19 protein-coding genes, 1 tRNA gene and 1 pseudogene are annotated in these 21,476 nt (G+C 51.6%); 14 read left to right on the plus strand and 7 right to left on the minus strand.

The annotated features are described in order from the left end of the window. Position 1 precedes the first annotated feature (1 nt). The 10 genes from rpmI to F475_RS29365 all read left to right on the plus strand — a co-directional run bounded on the left by rpmI (position 2) and on the right by F475_RS29365 (position 8,356). Complete coding sequence (gene rpmI / locus F475_RS29320; RefSeq protein WP_002553160.1) at positions 2-196, plus strand: 50S ribosomal protein L35; 195 nt, start codon at positions 2-4, stop codon at positions 194-196. A 28-nt stretch (positions 197-224) separates the two neighbouring features. After that, positions 225-581: a 50S ribosomal protein L20 gene (gene rplT, locus F475_RS29325; protein ID WP_007905879.1), complete on the plus strand. Its 357-nt coding sequence runs from the start codon at positions 225-227 to the stop codon at positions 579-581. Positions 582-690: 109 nt separating this feature from the next. After that, positions 691-1,707, plus strand: a complete 1,017-nt coding sequence (gene pheS / locus F475_RS29330) for a phenylalanine--tRNA ligase subunit alpha (protein ID WP_007940232.1) — start codon at positions 691-693, stop codon at positions 1,705-1,707. Between the two features lie 26 nt (positions 1,708-1,733). Then, complete coding sequence (pheT, locus tag F475_RS29335; protein WP_111455374.1) at positions 1,734-4,115, plus strand: phenylalanine--tRNA ligase subunit beta; 2,382 nt, start codon at positions 1,734-1,736, stop codon at positions 4,113-4,115. Positions 4,116-4,118: 3 nt separating this feature from the next. Further along, a complete protein-coding gene (ihfA, locus tag F475_RS29340) occupies positions 4,119-4,421 on the plus strand; it encodes an integration host factor subunit alpha (protein WP_002553164.1) in 303 nt (100 codons plus the stop codon). After that, positions 4,402-4,758 carry a MerR family transcriptional regulator gene (locus F475_RS29345; protein ID WP_003179985.1) on the plus strand — a complete coding sequence of 119 codons (357 nt, stop codon included), beginning with the start codon at positions 4,402-4,404 and terminating at the stop codon, positions 4,756-4,758. Before ihfA ends, F475_RS29345 begins: the two co-directional genes overlap by 20 nt. Positions 4,759-4,847: 89 nt before the next feature. After that, a tRNA-Pro gene (locus F475_RS29350) sits at positions 4,848-4,924 on the plus strand. A 1,105-nt stretch (positions 4,925-6,029) separates the two neighbouring features. Continuing rightward, positions 6,030-6,341, plus strand: coding sequence for a helix-turn-helix transcriptional regulator (locus F475_RS29355; RefSeq protein ID WP_111455375.1), 312 nt, complete (start codon positions 6,030-6,032; stop codon positions 6,339-6,341). Further along, the gene (locus F475_RS29360) at positions 6,338-7,531 is read left to right on the plus strand and encodes a DNA cytosine methyltransferase (protein WP_111455376.1); all 1,194 of its coding nucleotides are present in this window, start codon (positions 6,338-6,340) and stop codon (positions 7,529-7,531) included. The genes F475_RS29355 and F475_RS29360 overlap by 4 nt, the downstream gene beginning before the upstream one ends. Positions 7,532-7,576: 45 nt before the next feature. Beyond that, the gene (locus F475_RS29365; protein ID WP_111455377.1) at positions 7,577-8,356 is read left to right on the plus strand and encodes a GIY-YIG nuclease family protein; all 780 of its coding nucleotides are present in this window, start codon (positions 7,577-7,579) and stop codon (positions 8,354-8,356) included. Positions 8,357-8,378: 22 nt separating this feature from the next. Here the strand turns inward: F475_RS29365 and F475_RS29370 are convergent, their stop codons facing one another. Continuing rightward, complete coding sequence (locus tag F475_RS29370) at positions 8,379-8,801, minus strand: very short patch repair endonuclease (RefSeq protein WP_111455378.1); 423 nt, start codon at positions 8,799-8,801, stop codon at positions 8,379-8,381. 743 nt (positions 8,802-9,544) lie between these two features. Here F475_RS29370 and F475_RS29375 point away from each other — a divergent pair. The 4 genes and pseudogenes from F475_RS29375 (at position 9,545) to F475_RS29390 (ending at position 15,677) form a co-directional block, all read left to right on the plus strand. Then, a complete protein-coding gene (locus tag F475_RS29375; RefSeq protein WP_111455379.1) occupies positions 9,545-11,251 on the plus strand; it encodes an ATP-dependent endonuclease in 1,707 nt (568 codons plus the stop codon). 3 nt (positions 11,252-11,254) lie between these two features. Further along, positions 11,255-12,895, plus strand: coding sequence for a UvrD-helicase domain-containing protein (locus F475_RS29380; protein WP_111455380.1), 1,641 nt, complete (start codon positions 11,255-11,257; stop codon positions 12,893-12,895). A gap of 449 nt (positions 12,896-13,344) precedes the next feature. Continuing rightward, positions 13,345-13,541 (plus strand): annotated as a pseudogene (locus F475_RS30895) (hypothetical protein). A gap of 477 nt (positions 13,542-14,018) precedes the next feature. Continuing rightward, a complete protein-coding gene (locus F475_RS29390) occupies positions 14,019-15,677 on the plus strand; it encodes a hypothetical protein (RefSeq protein WP_111455381.1) in 1,659 nt (552 codons plus the stop codon). 262 nt (positions 15,678-15,939) lie between these two features. Here the strand turns inward: F475_RS29390 and F475_RS29395 are convergent, their stop codons facing one another. The 6 genes from F475_RS29395 to F475_RS29420 form a co-directional block, all read right to left on the minus strand. Further along, on the minus strand, positions 15,940-17,004 hold the full coding sequence (locus F475_RS29395) for a hypothetical protein (protein WP_111455382.1): 1,065 nt from the start codon (positions 17,002-17,004) through the stop codon (positions 15,940-15,942). Positions 17,005-17,641: 637 nt separating this feature from the next. After that, positions 17,642-19,168, minus strand: coding sequence for a DUF3631 domain-containing protein (locus F475_RS29400; protein ID WP_111455383.1), 1,527 nt, complete (start codon positions 19,166-19,168; stop codon positions 17,642-17,644). Continuing rightward, positions 19,165-20,037: a toprim domain-containing protein gene (locus tag F475_RS29405; protein WP_111455384.1), complete on the minus strand. Its 873-nt coding sequence runs from the start codon at positions 20,035-20,037 to the stop codon at positions 19,165-19,167. Before F475_RS29405 ends, F475_RS29400 begins: the two co-directional genes overlap by 4 nt. Beyond that, complete coding sequence (locus F475_RS29410) at positions 20,025-20,309, minus strand: hypothetical protein (protein WP_111455385.1); 285 nt, start codon at positions 20,307-20,309, stop codon at positions 20,025-20,027. Before F475_RS29410 ends, F475_RS29405 begins: the two co-directional genes overlap by 13 nt. After that, on the minus strand, positions 20,309-20,515 hold the full coding sequence (locus F475_RS29415; protein WP_111455386.1) for an AlpA family transcriptional regulator: 207 nt from the start codon (positions 20,513-20,515) through the stop codon (positions 20,309-20,311). Before F475_RS29415 ends, F475_RS29410 begins: the two co-directional genes overlap by 1 nt. Before the next feature lie 113 nt (positions 20,516-20,628). Further along, positions 20,629-21,468, minus strand: a complete 840-nt coding sequence (locus F475_RS29420) for a DUF6387 family protein (RefSeq protein WP_111455387.1) — start codon at positions 21,466-21,468, stop codon at positions 20,629-20,631. Between the last annotated feature and the right edge of the window lie 8 nt (positions 21,469-21,476).

Genomic DNA, 21,476 nt, shown 5'->3' on the forward strand with positions numbered 1-21,476 from the left:
CATGCCAAAAATGAAAACGAAAAGTGGTGCTGCTAAGCGGTTTTTGAAAACTGCTAACGGTATCAAGCACAAGCACGCTTTCAAGAGCCACATCCTGACTAAAATGTCGACCAAGCGTAAGCGTCAACTGCGCGGTAGCAGCTTGCTGCATCCGTCTGACGTGGCAAAAGTCGAGCGCATGCTGCGCCTTCGTTAATTTTAGTCAAGAATAGAGGAAGTAACTCATGGCTCGTGTAAAGCGTGGCGTCATTGCCCGTAAACGTCACAAAAAAATTCTGAAACTTGCTAAAGGCTACTACGGCGCTCGCTCGCGCGTATTCCGTGTTGCCAAGCAAGCGGTAATCAAGGCAGGCCAATACGCCTACCGTGACCGTCGTCAGAAAAAACGTCAGTTCCGCGCTCTGTGGATCGCTCGTATCAACGCTGGTGCACGTATCAACGGTCTGTCCTACAGCCGTTTCATCGCCGGCCTGAAAAAAGCGTCCATCGAGATCGACCGTAAGGTTCTGGCTGATCTGGCAGTGAACGAAAAAGCGGCGTTTGCTGCGATTGTCGAGAAAGCTAAAGCCACCTTGGCTTAAGTACCCCCGACAGTCACCCGGCTTCACCTCTGTGGGGCCAGGTGTTAAACGTCATAAATAGGGGAAGAGCCTTCAAGCTCTTCCCCTATTTTGTATCTGGAGTCTGTACATGGAAAACCTGGATGCGCTCGTCTCTCAAGCACTAGAGGCTGTGCAAAGCGCTGAAGATATCAATGCCCTGGAGCAAATCCGGGTTCACTACCTTGGCAAAAAGGGTGAATTGACTCAGGTGATGAAGACCCTGGGGAATTTGCCGGCAGAAGAGCGTCCGCAAGTCGGTGCGCTGATCAACGTTGCCAAGGAGCGTGTCACAGAGGTTCTCAATGCGCGCAAGGCGTTGTTCGAGGAGGCCGATCTCGCGGCCAAGCTCGCCGCCGAATCCATTGACGTGACCCTGCCTGGCCGTGGCCAGACCTCAGGCGGTCTGCATCCGGTTACCCGGACTCTGGAACGTATCGAGCAGTTCTTCACCCACATTGGCTACGGCATCGCCGAAGGCCCTGAGGTCGAAGACGATTACCACAACTTCGAAGCGCTCAACATCCCAGGCCATCACCCGGCCCGGTCGATGCATGACACCTTCTATTTCAATGCCAACATGTTGCTGCGCACCCATACCTCGCCGGTACAGGTCCGCACCATGGAATCGAAACAGCCGCCGATCCGCATCGTCTGCCCAGGCCGTGTGTACCGCAGCGACTCCGATATCACCCACTCGCCGATGTTCCATCAGGTCGAAGGCCTGCTGGTCGACCGCGATATCAACTTCGCCGACCTGAAAGGGACCATCGAAGAGTTCCTGCGCGTGTTCTTCGAAAAAGAACTGGCCGTGCGTTTCCGTCCTTCGTACTTCCCGTTCACCGAGCCATCCGCTGAAGTCGACATGGAATGCGTGATGTGCAGCGGTAAAGGCTGCCGTGTCTGCAAGCAGACTGGCTGGCTGGAAGTCATGGGCTGCGGCATGGTTCACCCGAACGTGCTGCGTATGTCCGGGATCGACCCGGAAGAGTTTTCGGGCTTTGCCTTCGGCATGGGCGTTGAGCGTCTGGCCATGCTGCGTTACGGCGTGAACGACTTGCGTCTGTTCTTCGACAACGACTTGCGGTTCCTCGCGCAATTTCGCTAGTCGTAACGAATTCTTAGGAGAGCAGGATGAAATTCAGTGAACAATGGCTGCGTGGCTGGGTAAGCCCGCAGGTAAATCGCGACGAGCTGGTTGCTCGTCTGTCGATGGCCGGTCTTGAGGTCGATAGCGTTACGCCGGCCGCCGGTGAATTCAGTGGCGTGGTAGTGGGCGAGGTGCTGAGCACCGAGCAACACCCGGACGCCGACAAGCTGCGCGTTTGCCAGGTCAGCAGCGGCGCGGAGACCTTCCAGGTTGTGTGCGGTGCGCCAAACGTGCGCCCGGGCCTGAAGATCCCGTTCGCCATGATCGGTGCCGAACTGCCAGGCGATTTCAAAATCAAGAAAGCCAAGCTGCGTGGCGTTGAATCCAACGGCATGCTGTGCTCCCAGGCTGAGCTGCAAATTGGCGAAGGCAACGACGGCCTGATGGAATTGCCGGCCGATGCGCCGGTCGGTCAGGACATTCGTGAATACCTGAACCTGGAAGACGCCAGCATCGAGGTCGACCTGACCCCGAACCGCGGTGACTGCCTGTCTCTGGCCGGTCTGGCCCGCGAAGTTGGTGCGCTTTATGCTGCCCCGGTGGTGCGCCCGGCCATTGCCAGCGTTCCTGCCGTGCACGACGAAGTGCGTTCGATCGAAGTACTGGCGCCGAACGCTTGCCCGCGTTACCTGGGTCGCGTGATCCGTAACGTTGACCTGTCCAAGCCTACACCGCTGTGGATGGTCGAGCGCCTGCGTCGCGCCGACGTGCGCAGCATCGACGCCGCCGTCGACATCACCAACTACGTGATGCTGGAACTGGGCCAGCCGCTGCACGCATTCGATCTCGCCGAAATCAATGGCGGCATCCGCGTGCGCATGGCTGAAGATGGCGAGAAGCTGGTGCTGCTCGACGGTCAGGAAGTCAGCCTGCGTAGCGATACGCTGGTGATCGCCGACCACACCCGTGCCTTGGCTATCGCCGGCGTCATGGGGGGCGAGCACAGCGGCGTCAACACCGCGACCACCCGCGATATTTTCCTGGAAAGCGCGTTCTTCGACCAGATTGCCGTCGCTGGCAAGGCCCGTTCCTATGGCCTGCACACCGACGCTTCGCACCGCTACGAGCGTGGCGTGGACTGGAAGCTGGCCCGTGAAGCCATGGAGCGCGCCACTGGCCTGCTGCTGGAAATCACCGGCGGCGAAGCCGGCCCGATCGTCGAAACCGTCAGCGAGCAGCATCTGCCGTCGATCGCACCGATCACCCTGCGTGCCCAACGCATCACCCAGATGCTGGGCATGGAAATGGATTCGGCCGAAGTCGAGCGTCTGCTCAGTGCTTTGGGCCTGTCCATTACTGCCGATGGGGCAGGGCAGTGGCGCGTTGAAGTGCCAAGTTTCCGTTTCGATATCAGCCTGGAAGTCGACCTGATCGAAGAGCTGGCCCGTCTGTACGGTTACAACCGTCTGCCGGTTCGCTACCCGCAAGCCCGTCTGGCACCACAAGCCAAGGCTGAAGCGCGTAGCGATCTGCCTGAGCTGCGTCGTCTGCTGGTGGCCCGTGGTTATCAGGAAGCGATCACCTACAGCTTCATCGATCCGAAACAGTTCGAGTTGTTTAATCCGGGTGTCGAGCCGCTACTGCTGGCCAACCCGATTTCCAACGACATGGCTGCCATGCGTTCGTCCCTGTGGCCGGGCCTGGTCAAGGCGCTTCAGCACAACCTGAACCGCCAGCAGGATCGTGTCCGCCTGTTCGAAAGCGGGCTGCGTTTCGTCGGTCAGCTGGAAGGCCTCAAGCAAGAGCCGATGCTGGCCGGTGTGGTGTGCGGTAGCCGTCTGCCGGAAGGCTGGGCACAAGGTCGCGATGTCGTGGACTTCTTCGACGTCAAAGCCGATGTGGAAGCGGTACTGGGCTTCGCCGGCGCACTGGACTCGTTCACGTTTGTGCCGGGCAAACACCCAGCATTGCACCCGGGTCAAACCGCGCGCATCGAACGTGAAGGCCGTTTGGTAGGTTTCGTTGGCGCGATCCACCCTGAATTGTCGAAAACCCTCGGTCTCGACCGTCCGGTCTTCGTTTTCGAGCTGGTTCTGGCCGAAGTGGCTTCGGGCAAAATGCCAAAATTCAGCGAGTTGTCGCGCTTTCCTGAAGTGCGTCGTGACTTGGCATTGATTGCGGCCACGGACGTGCCGGCCACTGCTGTGCTGGATGTAATCCGTGAAAATGCAGGCGAATGGCTCACGGACCTCAGGCTATTTGACGTGTATCAGGGTAAAGGCATTGATCCTGATAGAAAAAGCCTTGCGGTCGGCTTGACCTGGCAGCATCCATCGCGCACTCTTAATGACGATGAGGTGAATACCGCAACGCAAAACATCCTCACCTCGCTCGAACAAAGGTTGAACGCCACGTTAAGGAAGTGACGTATGGGGGCTTTGACGAAAGCTGAGATGGCGGAACGTCTGTACGAAGAGCTGGGCCTGAACAAGCGGGAGGCCAAGGAATTGGTCGAACTGTTTTTCGAAGAAATCAGGCACGCGCTCGAAGACAACGAACAAGTCAAATTGTCCGGTTTCGGCAATTTCGACCTTCGGGACAAACGCCAGCGGCCTGGCCGCAATCCGAAAACGGGAGAAGAAATCCCGATCACGGCTCGCCGTGTGGTCACCTTTCGTCCAGGGCAGAAGTTGAAGGCCCGAGTTGAGGCTTATGCTGGAACCAAGTCATAACGACGAACTACCCGTCATCCCGGGCAAACGCTACTTCACCATTGGTGAAGTCAGCGAGCTGTGTGCGGTAAAACCACACGTGCTGCGCTACTGGGAGCAGGAGTTTCCTCAACTCAACCCCGTCAAACGCCGCGGAAACCGCCGGTATTATCAGCGCCAGGACGTGCTGATGATCCGGCAGATCCGCGCGCTTCTTTACGATCAGGGGTTCACCATCGGCGGCGCACGCTTGCGTTTGTCCGGCGATGAAGCCAAAGACGACACCACCCAATACAAACAAATGATCCGCCAGATGATCGCCGAGCTGGAAGATGTTCTGGTGGTCCTCAAGAAATAAATTCCTGCTTTTAAATACTTCCAGTTTTCAAAAGCTTGCGATATATTCTTGAGCGTTCCTCGAGATGAGGGACAGAGTCAACGCCTAGTCGGGGCGTAGCGCAGTCCGGTAGCGCACTAGCATGGGGTGCTAGGGGTCGAGTGTTCGAATCACTCCGTCCCGACCATATTTTTCAATGACTTAGGTCGGTAGCGAAAGCGCCGACCTTTTTCATTTATGAATTTACCCCACCTTTTACCCCACCGAAAATTGCCCCTCTCGAGCAGAACGTACAGGGTGTGGGTGTTTAATTGATTCCTTGCTAGTAATGACCAGTCTCGTCCGCGTGCACGATAGCGTTTCCGGGTTGGCGATTAAGCAACGCTTTTCCTATCGTTCGAGGGTTGTCGGTTCTGAGCTTTTTGCCTACTCCGTCAGTCTTGCAGTAATCGTTGGAGGGGGCCGCCTCGCGCGCACGTGATGGATTCCCAATGCATCAGATCGGTGGCACTGAGGATGGGCGCGGCTGGGTGGCTTGATTTGGTTTGCGGCAGAACGCTGTACCTATGACAGCGGCAGCGCTGTCAGAGCGTTTGCGTTTCATTAAGCTTTTTTGGGTTAGCGGTTAGCATTTTAAGAAAAGGCTGGGAGCTGTCTTTGGCGCGAAGCCCACAGCCTTTTACATCTCTTTCATGTAGGTCAGAGGGGCGATAACCGGCGAGACCGCCGACTTTTGCGCAGACTAAATGTCTTGTGTGGACAAAAATTCTACGAATTAATGTGAGAAAGTTTTCCGGAACGGTCTTCGGGGTGAAGGCTCCAGACTTTTGCCCCGCCCCTTCCCAATAGCTCTTTCGAGCAGTACCAGCTGCCTAGATTAGGTGACCTATTGGCAACCCGCCGTGCCATGCGGTCCTGCTCTAAGTCGCTTCACACAGATTTGACCGAAAGCCGCCATTCACCGCGTGACCCGCTTCCCACCCGAGCCGACCGAGTTAACCGTCCAGTCTCCATAGGGGCTAGGAGCCAGGCGTAATTGTGACTGCAAAGGGGCGGTACTCGGATCGGCGCTCACGGAGCCCCTAGCCCCTCCATGCGGGCGCAATGGTAAGAGGACTCCATCAAGCTAATAGTCGGCTTGGTCGGGCGGTAGTCGTGAGTCCTAGTTCCATATCGTAGAATCCTGCCTCCCTTGCCAAAATTAAAACATTCCCATGGCGAAAACACATAAATTTATGTTGTTTGCACATAAATTTATTACTTTGTTATCCAGATGTACGTATGCTGTGCGCATGACCTATTCCGAATTTCAGCGGCAGCTTGGCAAGGCTGGCCTCACTATCCGGGAGTTCTCTGAACTTCTCCAGATGAGTCGCAATTCGCTAACAAACTATGCAGCAGGTGGGGATATTCCATCCCATCTTGCCGTTATCGTGACGCTGATGGCTGAGATGGCTGAGCATGGGCTTGGGTTTAGGGACGCAGTGCACAAGATAAAAATCCAACCCAAAAAACCGCGGGGCGCAGCTTCGAACGGACGGTTCGGCGCGAAGCTTCGAGAGGTCCGTGGGCTCTGTCAAAGTAATAAAGAGGAAAATACATGAGCAGCATCGAGCTATTCGCTGGCGCGGGAGGCTTGGCAATGGGCATGGCTCGCGCCGGGTTCCAGCATTCCGCCGTGGTCGAGTGGAATGGAGATGCTTGCCAAACGATTCGTGAGAACCGCTCGCATTACGAGAGTCATGGTGAGGACTTTGTCCTCTTCGAAGGTGATGCTAGGGGGTTCGATTTCGAGCCTTTCTCTGGCGGCGTCGAAATCATTTCCGGCGGGCCTCCATGTCAGCCGTTCTCACTTGGTGGTAAGCACCAAGGGAGCTTGGATGAGCGCGATATGTTTCCGGTCGCAGTCCAAGCTGTACGTCAAACAATGCCGAAGGCGTTTATTTTTGAGAACGTAAAAGGACTGCTACGTCAGAGTTTTTCCGGATACTTTGAATACATCTACCTCCAACTCAGCTACCCAGATGTGCCAAAAAACAGAGGGGAAACCTGGAGCGACCATCTTGCTCGCCTCGAGGCTATACATACGTCTGGTAGCAAGAAACCGACCTATCACGTCGTTTTTCGGCTTCTTAACGCAGCCAACTATGGTGTTCCGCAGAAGCGGGAGCGTGTTTTTCTCGTTGGATTCAGAGCAGACCTCGGAATCAAATGGTCGTTTCCTGAACCTACGCACAGCGAAGATCAACTGCTCGTTAGCAAGTGGGTTACCGGAGATTACTGGAAGCGGCACAAAGTGCCGCAAAACAAGCGTCCGCAACTCTCTGAGAAGCTAGCAAAGCGCATTGCTCGCCTCGCTCAACCTGAATTTGACTGCCTGGGCATGAAGCCTTGGGTGACAGTTCGAGATGCAATCAGCGACCTCCCTGATCCGGAGAAGCAGCCTCAGAACAAAATCTTGAATCATGTCTACGTTCCGGGAGCACGAACCTACCCTGGTCACACTGGTAGTCCTGTGGATGAGCCGTCCAAGACATTGAAGGCTGGCGGACATGGTGTACCTGGCGGCGAGAACATGCTGGTTCGCCCAGACGGCTCGTTGCGGTATTTCACTGTGCGCGAGGCGGCTAGAATCCAGACGTTCCCCGACGACTACATCTTTCATGGCTCATGGGGTGAGACCATGCGCCAGCTCGGCAACGCAGTTCCGGTGAAGCTAGCGGAGGTAGTGGCCAAGTCGGTTGCGAATGCCCTCAATCAAGAACAATCGAGTCGAGCAACTAAAATCTGCTGACCATGTAAAGGTGAAATTGGCATAATCTATAAAAAAGGATGGGTTATGCCAAATCGTAAGTACTTCGAAGATCTAGAGTTTGATTTACCTTCAGCTCTTCTCAAGCAGTTGGTGGGTTTGTTTAATGATATGGATCATGGCTCTCTTGATGAGACCACTGTCGAAGCGGTTCCAGAGGCTCAAGGCGTTTATCAGCTATTCTTGGACAATGTGTTGGTCTATGTCGGCAAGACGGATGCTGAGGCAGGATTACGACTTCGTCTACGCAGGCATGCGCAGAAGATTCGATCTCGCCAGAACCTCGACCCGAAGAGGTTAACCTTCAAGGCGGTACGCGTGTACGTGTTTACTGCCATGGACCTCGAAGGTCTTCTTATCAAGCACTACAAAAAAATTGAAGGTGTCGAGTTAAGCTGGAACCATAGCGGGTTTGGCTCAAATGATCCGGGCAGAGAGCGCGACACCACCCGATTGAAGCCCAACCACTTCGACAAGCTCTATCCCATCAATCTGGATATCGAGGTCACGATCACTTCTCCTGTAGCTGAAGTATCGGTCTTTGAGATATTGAAGCAAATGAAAGAGCAACTGCCCTACACCATCCGGTTCCAGAACCGGGGTGGCAGTTCACGCAAGCCACATGGCGACCTTGATAGTACGAAGACGTCTCTGAATAAGGCGAGTGGTCCTGTCAAGAACCTGCTACGCGAGATTAAGGGCGCACTGGGTCCGGAGTGGCAGATCACGACTTTACCCGGTTACATCATCATTTACCTTGAAAACAAGCAATACTCAGAGGGCGCTGTTATTGATGTGAGCTCGTAAAATGCCCGAACGAATCGGGAGTTTAATTCGATATCGACTCAGCTAGGAACTGTATAATTTTTGATCTTAGGGCGTTTTGATCCTTCAATTCACACTCCCAGACAACGAGTACGCCCCAACCACTTCTCGAGAGAGCCAAGAGGTTGAGCTCATCTCTCTCTCGATTCGCCTCCAGCTTCGGCTCCCAAAACTCCTGCCGGGATTTTGGTAGTCGGGCTAGCGAGCAACCGCTGTGGCGGTGCCAGAAGCATCCGTGCACAAAAATGACTTTACGCCTTCCTGCGAATACTAAATCCGGCTTGCCGGGCAATGCTTTGCCATGAAGCCGGTACCTAAAACCGGCAGAAAACACCAACCTCCGTACCACCATCTCTGGTTGTGTGTTTTTGCTCCGTACCCGCGACATGATTCTGCTACGAGTCTTAATATCAACAGTGTCGGTCATTTTTCAAAGGGATTGCTCTTTTTGATTTTTAAGGCATTTGGCTCGCAATCGAGTCAAGCGAGCCGATGCCAAAGGCAGCATTGCGTACATTTTAGTCGCAGATGACCGTACTATCTGATTGTCTTGAGCCCCTGAATCACCCAAGCAATACGTGAAGGGCTATGCCCAGGTGGCTGAGTATGACGGCGAAAACTGAGCTGCGAAATTGCACTCCACTTGACCACCCGTTTGCATTCGACCTGACCAGTCATTTGCATTCGTTCTGACTACCGATTGCATCGGATTTGACCAGCACGTTTTGTAACCATGATCGGCAGAGAACGGCCAAGAGCGGTCGTTTGCGAAAGCCGTTACCGTACAGGGGATCGGCTCGCAGAGGGTCTACGGATTTAGGGCTGATTTAGTCCTGAGCAGCCTACAGTAAGCTCCTCGAATTTTTAGCCCCGCTTGGAGATGCACCTTCGTAAGAGTAATCGGGGCGGCGGCGTTGACACCTTTGCTAGCGGCACCGTATTTGCCCCTGTTCAACCCTGCTGGTACTCAGACGGGCTCCCCGCAACCAGCACGCGCTACACAGCGACAGCTAGCACCGCCGTAGCTACCAACTTCGGTCTGTCGGTGCGAAGTTCCCTCTGAGTGAGAATCTTGCTAGGCAGCGCCGTCCTCGCATGACATCCTTTCGCCACCATCGCTAGCCTTACCCACCATATGAATGGAATAGCTCTTGTAAACAGGGGAAACAAATGGAAATTGAGAAAATTTCAATAGTCGGCTTCCGAAACTATTTAGAAACCACAATAAACTTCAATAAGAGCTCTTTGATAATCGGCGCAAACGACAGTGGCAAAACCAACCTGGTTCACGCCATACGCTTGCTCTTAGACAAGAGTTTGCCAGAAAGTGAATTGGAGCCTTCAGAAACAGACTTCCATTTCGAACCAAATGGAAAACAGTCCGAAACAATTTTCATAGACCTCCACTTTAGAGATATCAAAGAAGACGCCGTATTATCCACACTAAAGGGCAGTGTGGGAGAGGATGAAAAATGCGTCCTTAGATACTCGGCAAAGAGAGATGATCTCAGCTATGCGCTGTATTGCGGTCCGAATAGAGATGAACTTGATGAAATTACTAGCCGATTTTATTTAAGATATCTAAATTTAAGATATGTGAAATCACAAAGAGATCTAGAAAAATTTATTAGCACAGAAAAAAAACAACTCCTCAAGATTTCGCAGGAAAACCGCACAGAAAAAGAAGCTGAAGAAGATAAGGGAAAACTCCAAGTCATCGAAAAAAGACTGACCACCATCAACAAGTATGTTCGTGAACTTCACTATGTCAAAGGTGCCACTGATGCGGTGAACAGCGAACTATCGAAGCTGTCACATAACTTGTCCGAGTACTCTGTATACCTTGACTCCGGTGCCATAGAAACGCAGCAGTTCATCGACAATCTCAAACTTGGAGCGAGCACGGCAGGTTCGAGAATATCCCTCGGAGGGGACGGGAGGAATAATCAAATCCTCCTTTCACTCTGGAAGGCAAAGAGCGAACGAGAATTCGACCCTGAAAGTGAAGTGGTATTTTATTGCATCGAAGAGCCGGAAGCACATCTTCATCCACATCAGCAGAGAAAACTAGCTGACTATCTCATATCTGAATTACCCGGCCAGACCTTCATTACAAGCCATTCCCCGCAGATCACCGCAAGATTCTCTCCAGAGTCAATCGTTCATATTAAATCGAAGTCCGGCAAAAGCTATGCCGCAAGCAATGGATGTTCGAAGTGCATCAACACTGCATGGGATAAACTGGGCTATCGGATGAGCATTCTCCCAGCGGAAGCTTTCTTTGCAAAAAGCGTATTCCTTGTAGAAGGCCCATCAGAAAAACTGTTCTACACAGAACTAGCAAAATCCTTAAAAATAGACCTTGACTATTACAATATCTCCATTCTCAGTGTTGATGGGGTTCAGTTTAAAGTTTACACTAGCATTTTGAACGCAATGGAAATCTCTTGGACAATTAGAACAGATAATGATATCTCCGACATCACGAAAAATAAGAAGCCATACAAAAACCTAGCTGGCATTAATCGGTGTCTAACCCTGGCACGTCTAAAAAAGATAGATCACGCTCCTGCCGCCACGACTCACGCCGACCTTATAAAGAAGGGGCACTGGAGTGGGTGTTCAAGAAAGGTTAATAAAAAAGGGATTTTTCTATCTAAGATAGATCTAGAGCACGACTTATCAGAAGAAATGCCAGACGAGTTACTCAAATATTCTGCTCGTCCTAACCTACCTTTGGCCATAGCCTACCTCCAAGATAAGAAGGCTATCAGGATGCGGGAGTTTCTAAGCAAATACAGCGAAAGGCTGGTAGATATAGAACACGGCGACATCGCGCGCGCTTTGCACCACTGCTTAAAACAAGCAAGGGAGTGAGTGATGATCAAATTAACAAAACAACAAGTAGCCGCGATAGACCATCCGGGGAATCTGATTATCACAGCCTGCCCTGGCAGTGGGAAAACAACTGTAATATCAGAAAAAATCAGAAACGAACTGGTAGATCTTAAAAGACATCAAGGTGTGATCGCCATTACCTTTACACGAAAAGCCAGCAAGGAACTGGCGCGGAGGTGTACTCGTGGTGGTAAAGAAACCAAATCAAGCTTCTTTGGAACCATTGATGCATTTTGCCTTTCAGAGATCATATTCCCGTTTTCCAAATTCATTTTCGGCCCCGGCCCTGACAATTTGGAGCCAAAATTCACGGATGAACTTTCAGAGGCAGAAAACACAATAATTACCGAGGCCGTGAATTTTCTTGGAGCACTTAGTGTCGAGAATACATATGATTACATGCCGGTACTAAAGGTGCTGTACGATTTGGGGTGTATCTACTTTCCGAGCATACCCTTTCTTGCCAATCACATAGTAAAGCAGTCCAAAGCTTGCCGTAACTATTTGAAAGCTCGGTACACAACGGCTTACATAGATGAGTATCAAGACTCATCTTCGGCCCAACATAATCTATTCCTCTCACTGCTAGGAATCGGCATTCGAGGCGTTTGCGTTGGCGACATCCAGCAATCAATTTACGGGTGGCGAGAAAGCAGTCCCGAATTCTTAAAACAACTCATCAATATGCCCACCTTTAACCATCTTACTGTATCCGTCAATCATAGGTGCCATCCTTCAATTTCAAATTATGCCAACCGCCTATTTGACGAAGCTTGCGAAATTGAACAAGGTGACGAAATTCGAGTTTATTACTGTGAAGTGGAAGGCACTGAACTAGATGCTGCCGTAAAGCTTAACAACATCATTCCGAGTATCATAAAAAAATTTCCAGTGAAGAATTTGTCAGATGTTGCGGTTCTTGTCCGCTACAATAAAGGCTTGGAGCGCCTAAGAGAGAAGTTGATTATCCCATGCAAGATATACACTGAGGACAATCTCAGTAGAATTGAGTCAAAAACCTCCCAGCTCTGGGTTGCGTTGCTCGAATTCAGATTCGACAAAAGCATACTGGTAGATGACTTGGTAAACACATACAGCCCGGTCAGTGATATCCGTCGCGACCGATTGAAAGCGCTAAGAGATGCAATCAAAAATGTTAGAACTGTTGCACTCGAAGATCTTGCAGACACACTTTTAGCTGCATCTCAATCGCTACTTGATGTTCCAGTCACGGCATTTGAAGTAAACGCACTTATACAGATAATTAACGATCCAGAACTACTAAACCAATACCTGCCAGCAACAGAAGATCAAGTTCAATGTATGACTCTTCATAAATCTAAAGGCCTGGAGTTTGACATTGTCATTCATCTTGATTTAGTCGAATGGGTTTTTCCTAAGCGTGTTCCAGGAGCAAACTACAATGAACGAGTTTACCCTGAGTTAGAGCAGGATTTGAATTTGCACTACGTGGGTATCACCAGAGCGAAGAATGCATGCGTATTAATCCACACCACACAAAGAATAAACGCACAAAACGCCGTTAAACGAGCAGACCCGTCAACTTTTTTAAGCCTGCCCGAGCTCGATAAGCTATACAAAATAGTTAATAAAAAATGGTAGTGCGGTGTGCTCGGTGAGTCAGAGCAATCTCTGACTAAACGCCATCTGCGGCGGGGGAGGGCATGTGCCACCAGCATTCACGTCTCTCGACCATGAGGGCACCAGCGGTATGCCACCGCCACACTTACCATATGCTATTGACGTTCTTATTAGCGTGCTCCTTTCGTGTCTTTCAGAGTCAACTTCTCGGCCGGGCGAAGCCCTTCTAAATGTGGCGTTTCATTAGCACGCAGTGTATATGAGCGGCTGCTATTGGCTGTGGTTTCAACCGGTCGACCACAACGAAATTCCACCTCCCCCTCATCCGCTGTAGCAAATTTAAACAACCGTTTTTGGCCCCAATCTCGAGTACTGTCGATACGGTCCAATATGCCCGGAATTAGGACGTGCCTTCATCCCCCCATGAAATTTTGAGGCTGCTACGCTTTGTTGTTCACGGAGTAATTGCGATGCCAAACTCAGACCTGCTCCCTTACCTGCTGTACAAGACCAACGAAAACCAGCTCGCCCTGGAAGCCGTACTCTATCGGTCGAGCAGCGGGGGTCGGGTGACGTCGCCAACAAAGTTCGTGGCGCCCTGGTTGCAATCGACCGAAACGAAGAGTTCATCAAATGGACTCTCTCAGTGCTAATGACGCCTGAGTGACTGCTATCGGCTATGTCGAGTGCAGCCCATCGCGACGTAAATCATTGTCTTTTTCGGTGATGGGTCGGCCGAGCTAATCGCCAGCCCCCTATAAACACTCACCTTAAACCCCGCCTGCAGCCCCCTACACCGGTTTCGTACCAACAAGTTTTGCGCCCGCTCAAATCCCGAGCACTGTCGCTGCTATGCTTGAGTTCTTTCGAAAGGAGTCGGCAACCATGGCTCGTGAGTACTCACTATCAGATGTGCTGGAAAGGATTTACGACAACGAACTGGCAGTGGCCACGACAAGAATAAAGCAAAGGGCAAACGCTGAAGATTCAAGCGGGATACGCGGCTCGCCATTGAAAAAATCGTCAAGATTTTACAAGTTTCATATAAGGCTTAGCTTCTCTCGACAGGTCGTCAGGCCTAAGACAAGAACCGACTATAAATCAAAATAGCCATTCCCATACCCACCGCTAGAATGAGAATTCTATGTCTATTACTAAAAATAAAATCCAACTATCACATGCTCTGTTAGACACCTCGAGCCGAGCAGACGCATCAAAAGCAGAGCTTTCATCCTGTTGGAACAGCTTGGGCCTATACCATTCTACTCAGTACGTACTTCGCCTAAGTCACTCCGTACACAAGCTGGTGGACAGCGCCACACAGAAAAAAAATAAGAATATCACGTGGGAGGAAATCCAGGCATTTTCAACCTACCTTCACGAGACAGTTCACTGGTGGCAATTCATAGGATCATCGATGGGCTTTATTATGAGTATGTGCTACCCCGCAGAGGCGCATTCAAACCTTGAGCCGCTGCAGCGGCTCGCAAAATCAAAACATGCTATGAAGCCTTTGATGGATTGGGCTGAAGCAGAGATGCGAAATGGAAAAGACCATACAACACCGGATATTGCCGAAGCAAACAAGGCAACAAATAACACACTAGACATCGCGTTTTATAGAACCTTGATTATGAATGCCGCTGGCATTTCCAAAATCGCAAGCCAAAACTATTTTGAATCAACAGCTCACGCATTTAGTATTGCTTACGACGTAACAATAAACACTCTAAGAGCTGTATTCGACCCTGAGGCAAAATTCCTCCCAAACCCAGACGACTGGCACCTTGAGTTCGAAAAACAAAAAATCAACAAAAAAGAGGGCTTCTATTACGGTTCTCCTATTACAACACTCCCAATCAGGGGGCTTGACATCATTGAAGGTCAAGCCCGATTCACGCAACTTCAATTTCTATCATTCGCAGCCCAAGAAAAGCTAACCATAGAGCAAGCGGAACAAGACGGATATCTTAATGGCGAATATGGAAACGCGTTCCGCTTCTTCTTAGAAAACACTGATAGCAAAGCTCCGGAACTAGTTGACAGCCCGCTCGTTGCATTGTTTCTCCTTTTGTGCGACATAGCAATAAACCCACTCGAAGGTTTCCCAAAAACTATAAGTAATATGGAGAATTTCCTCCTGCTGACTGATTGCAACCACAGATTTATAGCTCTATGCACCGCAGTAAAAGAAAACCCTCAAATCAAACACCATATAAAAGAATATACCAAGAAAGAATACCTTGAAACAGCGCAAATTCTAACCGGCTACTGCAACTTTGAGCACCCGTACGAAATACCCACACTGATAACAAATTGGAAAAGAGATATAGACTCAATTCAGGCACTTCTCAAGGAGCAAGAAACATTTGATTATAGTGACGACAATATTGTTATTCGCGTATTATTCTCCCACTTCCTAACATTCAACCTTGACAAATATAAATCGCCGGAATTTTTTTGCTGGCCCGGGATGCACTTAAACTCAAAAAGTTCTGTTATAGACTCTGAAAAACTATGGCTTAAGAATTTATCTTTATATAGCGACAACGCGGATGAACAGACTATTCTTCCACGAATGCTGCCGGGAAAACCGGAAGAAAACATAATGAAGACCTTCAATTCATTTTATGCGGCAAACATCGTGTACAGCATAGGTAGTCAGTGGGTAATGAATCGCGGTCCATTCGATTACGACTTCTCATGGCTAACTGAACGGGAAGAAAGCGAGGTTATAAAAGACAAAACTAAAGAACTATTTGAAAAGACATACAACATAAATCCAGACAACATCCCACACTAACGCGGTGCGACCTGCCCACATCTGATAATTCTCGAACCCAAGCCATCTCGTTATCAGTTCCCCAAGCTGATAACGAGGGCTCGACTCCCTTCATCCGCTCCACTAATTTCAAGATTTCCAGTGGTATCAAGTCGACGTTGCACAGAGCTGGTGATAGTTGCGGTGATTCCGCACAACCGACCGCGCGCAGTGCATCCCCATCCGCAGCCGCGTGGCTGCCAGCTAAGCAGCCGACAACTAGTCTTTTTCCTTTTTGAGGAAATCAATCATTTATGTAATTGAATATACGTCTAGCACACTCCATCGGTGATGCCGCGATATCTCGCCCACTTACTCTCACACTTCTTATACCTGCCGCCTCTAATTTTCGATCGATTTCTTTATCTTTAGCTATAGCTTCAGGTGAAGAGTGGTAGGCTACGGAGTCGCAAAACACCGCAATTTTTTGTTCTTCGAAGAAGAAATCCGCTTCTGTGATTTTCTTCGCGAACGCCTTGGTTCTCTTCCCTCGTTCCCACATATTCTGTAGTGAAGGGAAAGTTGATCCATCCGAAAAAATTATCATCTGAATTTCGGGTCTAAGCCCCAACGAGCTCATGCCTTGGAGCAAAAACAATTCAATAGGAGAGTCGCACCCCCAGATTTTTACAGGAGTGATATTTGTGAAAGTTTTGAAATAGCGATCAAATCGAAACTTTCTATAATCACTCAGCGCCCCTTTGCTTTCGCCAAGCAAGATTGTACATAGGCCGGGATCACAAACATCTTTATTTGTATATTTTGATGCTAAAAAATATGTTTTATAAACGATTCCAACCACATCCGAACAAATATCTTTGGCGATTGGGGCATTGCCAATGACATATAGCCCAAACGTATTGGAAAATGGATTGTATCCCATATAGCGTGGGAACCCGTCAAGAACCCTACTTAAGTCAAGTTTTCTTAATAATTCTGGCTCCACTTTTTGCGGCTTCCCATTCTTTTGAGCCGGCCGCAAAGAGATATGGTACGGCAGGCCAACCAACCGGCCGTCTATTCTCTCGAATGCATAGCAGCAAACGACGATATTTATCATCTGAAACTCGTCACCACGCTCTTTGTAGAACTCAATCGCCTCGTCTGCAGGGTTGACCTCAATGAGGCTTCCGGTAAGTTTCATAATTTCCCCCTCGACAGGCTGATTACCATCCAAGTCAAAGAGGTCGTGAGCTAAAAACTCACCAATCGAATATTTAAGATTGATCTCAAACGGCTCTTCTGGCAGCCCAACATAATTGGGAAGAGCCCAAAGCTCTCCTGGCCTATTTTGAATGTCACCTTCCATATGGCCGCGAACCCCCTCGTAAGTAATGTGGAGAATCTAGAAATCTGAGTATCATAAGCTTTAATTTAGTTCTGCTGCTCTTTTGTGTACCCCGCCTCGATGCACATCCTGCTCGACCCTGTTTGGCCACTAGCTGATTGCTGTGAAGGTCAGCTTTGGGTCGAGGCTGTGTAAAAACGGTTTAGAGCAGGTTTGATATTCAGAACCAGAACGAAATTCGCGCTCCTACGCAAATTTCAGGTCCGCTGATACACCAATCATTGGCAGATTTTACGTAGCGGCGCGGACTTCAAAACAGTGTCTGCGTTTTTACACAGCCTGGGTCGTTCTCTGCCGGTCATGGCCACGCAGCGTGATGGTCAAATCCGATGCAAATGATTGTTCAGGTCGAATGCAAATGGGTCGGCAAGTCTGTGTAATTACCCATGAGCCGAGCTGCCAACGGGGAGCGGTGATCATTGTTCGATCTACAGCTAGTCAAAAGGACCCCATTCAGAAAATAAACCCTTTCGGTGTGATGACAGCAAACGGTGCGCAATGTGCAGGCTTTACGTACTCGCTGGGTCACTGGTTCGTTGCGGAAAGGTGATGAACCGGGAGGTGGCCATCGCCGCCCCTCCAGCTCAGGTTTCCATGGTTAGAAGCTCTCCACACAGTCTTCGATCGATCCCCCCTTTTGATCCGCAACACCGCAACAAGCCTTGTGGTTATTGCTCTGTAGCGATTTTTCATCCGCAACGGCGGGGGCGCTTGTTGCGTGGTCAAAAGTGCCGTTGGCCGTGTAGTCGCTGGATTGTGGCGCTGTTGCGGTTGTGGTAGGGGAGTCGGCGGGCAGATAGCGCTCAAAGGCTTCCTCAAACTGCTCCCGTTTGTAACCCTTCGGCGTTTGTAGGCCGATTCGGATAGTCGTCGGCTTGATTCCGAACTCTGAAAGCCGCTTTGCAAGTTGGTGTGCGCTCATAGGCTTGCCACGGTTCCACACAGCCCATGGGGCTTCTTCGTTTTCGGCCAACGCCTCCAGCAGTGTGGCAGTCGCTAGGCTGTTGGCGCGTTTGCCGTCGAACGCGTCCCGGATGGATGCCAACAGTTCGGCGCCAGTACTCGGGGCGTCTTCCTCCAAGCCGTGTAGCGACACCGCAGCCGAACGGGCAATACGCGGCCAGTCCCCCCCGGCTACTTCGGCAACGGCTAGCAGGGGCTCCCAACAGTCGTTGGCACGGTCATTCAGCCCCTCCACCTCGTGCGGTCTGGCCGTGCGGACAGCCTCCCGATTGTCGATGGCGAAGCGAGCCAGCTTGCTGACCAGTTCAGTAAAGGCGCCGGCGTCGGCGTGACGAATCTTTACCGTGCGCTCGCCAGTCAGCTTGCGGCGCAGGCGAAGAGGGATACTGCGGTCGGCCAGGGTGTCGGCAATCTTGCCAATACCGCACAGCGCCTTGGCGCCCCAGACGTTGAACCGGGTTGGGGTGTGGTCGTCGCCCACACAGCGGATAACGTAAGCGGCGTCGCGGGTAAAGCCGGCATTCAGGATGCCGCGTGCCTCCTCATGCGCAGCCAGGAAGGCGTCCACCTCGTCCATCAATAGGGTCGGCTGCCACAATTGTAGAGCGCGGAACAGTGCGGCCGGCGCGATGTTGGAGGCGGGCAACGGGCGGCAGGCCAAGCGCGCCAGTACCCCCAAAAGAACCGTTTTTCCACAGCGTTTTTCTGGTGCGGTGATGTTGGCAATGGGCGCCACGTTCAACACATCGATAAACCAAGTGAAGGTGGCCCATAACGCGGCGGCGTGGATGGTCGCCGGGTCGGCTATCACATGGCGACGAATGATGGCGGTCAGGTCCTCCAGCAGATCAGCGCCGTTTACTGGGTCAGGCCATAGCGTCACCTCGGGGAATATCTCTGGGTCACCTTCACTGCCGTCGATGGCGTTGTCCTGGGTCAGCTTGTCCAAGTCGACCAGACTCACGGACTTAATTTCCTTGGCGGCATACCGGATGCGTGCCCAGTATGCCGGGTTGATCTTGCGTACCTGCCGCAACAGTCCCAGAACCTCCGCCTCAAACAGTGCGCCAGGGTCTTGTTTGAGCTTGGCGAGTGCATCCGCGATCAGATCAGGCGCAGGCGTTGCCTCGGGCACCAGCGGGGATAGAATCGATGCTGTCATTGGTCCGCTCTCCAGTTGGCCAAATCGTTGAAGTCGGTAAGGGTCAGCGGCTCGGCCCCCGACCAAGGCGGAAAGACCATGCGACAGCCAAGGGCTGCGGCTGCTTTTATGGCGGCAGTGCGCCCAGGGTTGCCTTCGGTCATGCGGTCGTCGTCGCCGGCTATGATCAATACGGCGTCTGGGTGCTGGCGCTGGAGGCGCTGGCCGACTTCCAGCAGGTTGCCGGCGTTCATCGCGCAGGCCACGGCCGCGCCAGTTGCGACGTGGAGTGTGGCGCCGGTCGCCCAACCTTCGCAGATGTAGAGCGGCTGGCCCTGCTGAATCGTGCCAATAAGTGAACAACAGCCCTTGACCATGCCTCCACGCAAGAAGCGCTTGGAGCCGTCCGTGTAGATGCGTTGCAGGTTCATCAGCTCCCCATCACGCACCAGCGGCACCAGTAGCGTGTCACAGTACCGGCGTAGGCCGCATGCCTTGACCCGCTTGCGTGTCAGATAGGGATGGTGATAATCCACGGCCGGCCGCGCTTGGTGCCATAGTCGGTTTGCATATTCGGCAGTAGCCTGTTGGCGCCAATACTGTTCGACCTCCTTTTTGCGTCGGGCTTGCTCGAAGCGTTGAGTGACTAGCTGAGCCTCCACGTGATCGACTGGTTTGCGGCTGCGCCAGGTCTGGGTACCTCCCAACTTCCAGCTCCCGAACACACCGCAGGCGATGCCGTCCAGAAACAAGACATACCAGCCGTTCCGGGTGCCTGGCGTGTCGCTTGGCACGTGGAAGCGGTGGACTTCGCCGTCTGGTATCGGCAGCCAATCAAGCGGCCCGAAGACGGATTGCATAGCGTCACGAAACAGGATCACGAAATCCATAAGGCCGCCTCCAAGCAGATCAGCAACGCTAGGTCAGCACCAATCGGTGACAGGGTGAGCAGGTAGAGGCTGGCCAGGTTTGGGGTCTTGATTGGGGGGACAATGGCGCGCAGCTTGGAAGTACGGGCGCTTGGGCGGCAGATATTCATGGTGTCTGTCGGCCCCAGCTTGATCCGAGCCATCAAACGGGCGAGCTGGGTGTTGCTGCAGGTGTTATTTACGCGCGATTTATTCCCGAGCTTGCCCTTAGTGATGGGCTTATTTTTGTCCATTATGCGCGGCCCTCCAAGCGATCAGTGATCCACTGCTCAACCTCCAGGCTGTCCCAACCGACAGCGCGTGGGCCAATGCGGCGGCACTTCGGGAAAGTTCCAGCATCCATAAAGTTGTAAATGGAGCTGCGCCCGTAGCCGGTCATGGTGACGACTTCCGGTAGGCGCATGATGCGGCGGGGTGGGGTGGTTGTTATTGCGGTCATTGCCATAACTCCTTCGCGCTATCTGGCGCTCAGTGGTTTATGGCTAGACATTCAATGTGAGAAGGCGGGCAATTTCGATCCGGGTTTCAGCGGGCCAAATCTTCCGGAAATTTTCAGGGCTCAAAAGTTTCCGGATTAGCAGAGGATTGGGCTTCAACTGCCGCCAGTGCTCGAAATTCTGACAGATCGCGCATTAGTCCATCTGCGAGGGGAACGACTGTTTTTCTAAAACTACTTTCCCCCTTATCGTACAGACTCACTGCCGCTGACATTACGCGATCAGGAATATGCATATTCGAATCTTGTGCCCATATTTTCAGATCAAGGTAAGGCAGCAGGCCGTAGGACGCCCATCGACCGTAGGCGGGGCGATGGTACTTTGATCGAGGCGCCCCGGCGGTCTGCCTTGTTTCAGTCAGCCATGCCTTGAAGCTTTCGATAAGCACTGCGTCTGGCAGGTCCAAGGACACTTTGACTGCCGCATACACTTCGCGATCTATGGAGTCAAGAGCAGTAAGGCGCACGGGGTCAGGGCTAAGAATGGGCGCGCTGTAATAGTCATGGTTACGTCGTTTGATGGACTCAAACCATTCATCAGGATCATCGGAAACATTAAGCGCGTGCTCCCACAGGTCTTGGGTATCCAGGTTTTCCACTCCTTTAAGACCAACCAGACTCATTCTGGACAGCACATCAAAATCAGTTGAGCCTAAAACTTTTGGAGCTATGGCTGCATACATTTTTTGTGCTGAAACGCTCATCGCATCAGTAAGCGAATCAACATGCTCGTGAACATCCTCGCGCTTAACATGCTTGTGCTTAAGAAGCCTTAGCAGGAAGCGCCTTACCTCAAGTTGCCGAAGCCATTCAGTAGAATTAAATTTTTTTGCCTGACTGTAGTTGTCTAGGTTGAACCATTTCGGTAAGTCATTTACTCGATCAATTTTTTCCATCTTCACGC

It is taken from the genome of Pseudomonas sp. URMO17WK12:I6 (assembly GCF_003253625.1).
Taxonomy (GTDB): Bacteria; Pseudomonadota; Gammaproteobacteria; order Pseudomonadales; family Pseudomonadaceae; genus Aquipseudomonas.

Bases quoted from the DNA above. Each gene is read 5' to 3' on its own strand.
- rpmI (WP_002553160.1), top strand. From the start codon at position 2: ATGCCAAAAATGAAAACGAAAAGTGGTGCTGCTAAGCGGTTTTTGAAA.
- F475_RS29410 (WP_111455385.1), bottom strand. From the start codon at position 20,309: ATGGACAAAAATAAGCCCATCACTAAGGGCAAGCTCGGGAATAAATCG.
- F475_RS29380 (WP_111455380.1), top strand. From the start codon at position 11,255: ATGATCAAATTAACAAAACAACAAGTAGCCGCGATAGACCATCCGGGG.
- F475_RS29405 (WP_111455384.1), bottom strand. From the start codon at position 20,037: ATGGATTTCGTGATCCTGTTTCGTGACGCTATGCAATCCGTCTTCGGG.
- F475_RS29420 (WP_111455387.1), bottom strand. From the start codon at position 21,468: ATGGAAAAAATTGATCGAGTAAATGACTTACCGAAATGGTTCAACCTA.
- pheS (WP_007940232.1), top strand. From the start codon at position 691: ATGGAAAACCTGGATGCGCTCGTCTCTCAAGCACTAGAGGCTGTGCAA.
- pheT (WP_111455374.1), top strand. From the start codon at position 1,734: ATGAAATTCAGTGAACAATGGCTGCGTGGCTGGGTAAGCCCGCAGGTA.
- F475_RS29355 (WP_111455375.1), top strand. From the start codon at position 6,030: ATGACCTATTCCGAATTTCAGCGGCAGCTTGGCAAGGCTGGCCTCACT.
- F475_RS29390 (WP_111455381.1), top strand. From the start codon at position 14,019: ATGTCTATTACTAAAAATAAAATCCAACTATCACATGCTCTGTTAGAC.
- F475_RS29370 (WP_111455378.1), bottom strand. From the start codon at position 8,801: ATGACCGACACTGTTGATATTAAGACTCGTAGCAGAATCATGTCGCGG.
- F475_RS29360 (WP_111455376.1), top strand. From the start codon at position 6,338: ATGAGCAGCATCGAGCTATTCGCTGGCGCGGGAGGCTTGGCAATGGGC.
- F475_RS29365 (WP_111455377.1), top strand. From the start codon at position 7,577: ATGCCAAATCGTAAGTACTTCGAAGATCTAGAGTTTGATTTACCTTCA.
- F475_RS29345 (WP_003179985.1), top strand. From the start codon at position 4,402: ATGCTGGAACCAAGTCATAACGACGAACTACCCGTCATCCCGGGCAAA.
- F475_RS29375 (WP_111455379.1), top strand. From the start codon at position 9,545: ATGGAAATTGAGAAAATTTCAATAGTCGGCTTCCGAAACTATTTAGAA.
- ihfA (WP_002553164.1), top strand. From the start codon at position 4,119: ATGGGGGCTTTGACGAAAGCTGAGATGGCGGAACGTCTGTACGAAGAG.
- F475_RS29395 (WP_111455382.1), bottom strand. From the start codon at position 17,004: ATGGAAGGTGACATTCAAAATAGGCCAGGAGAGCTTTGGGCTCTTCCC.
- rplT (WP_007905879.1), top strand. From the start codon at position 225: ATGGCTCGTGTAAAGCGTGGCGTCATTGCCCGTAAACGTCACAAAAAA.
- F475_RS29415 (WP_111455386.1), bottom strand. From the start codon at position 20,515: ATGACCGCAATAACAACCACCCCACCCCGCCGCATCATGCGCCTACCG.
- F475_RS29400 (WP_111455383.1), bottom strand. From the start codon at position 19,168: ATGACAGCATCGATTCTATCCCCGCTGGTGCCCGAGGCAACGCCTGCG.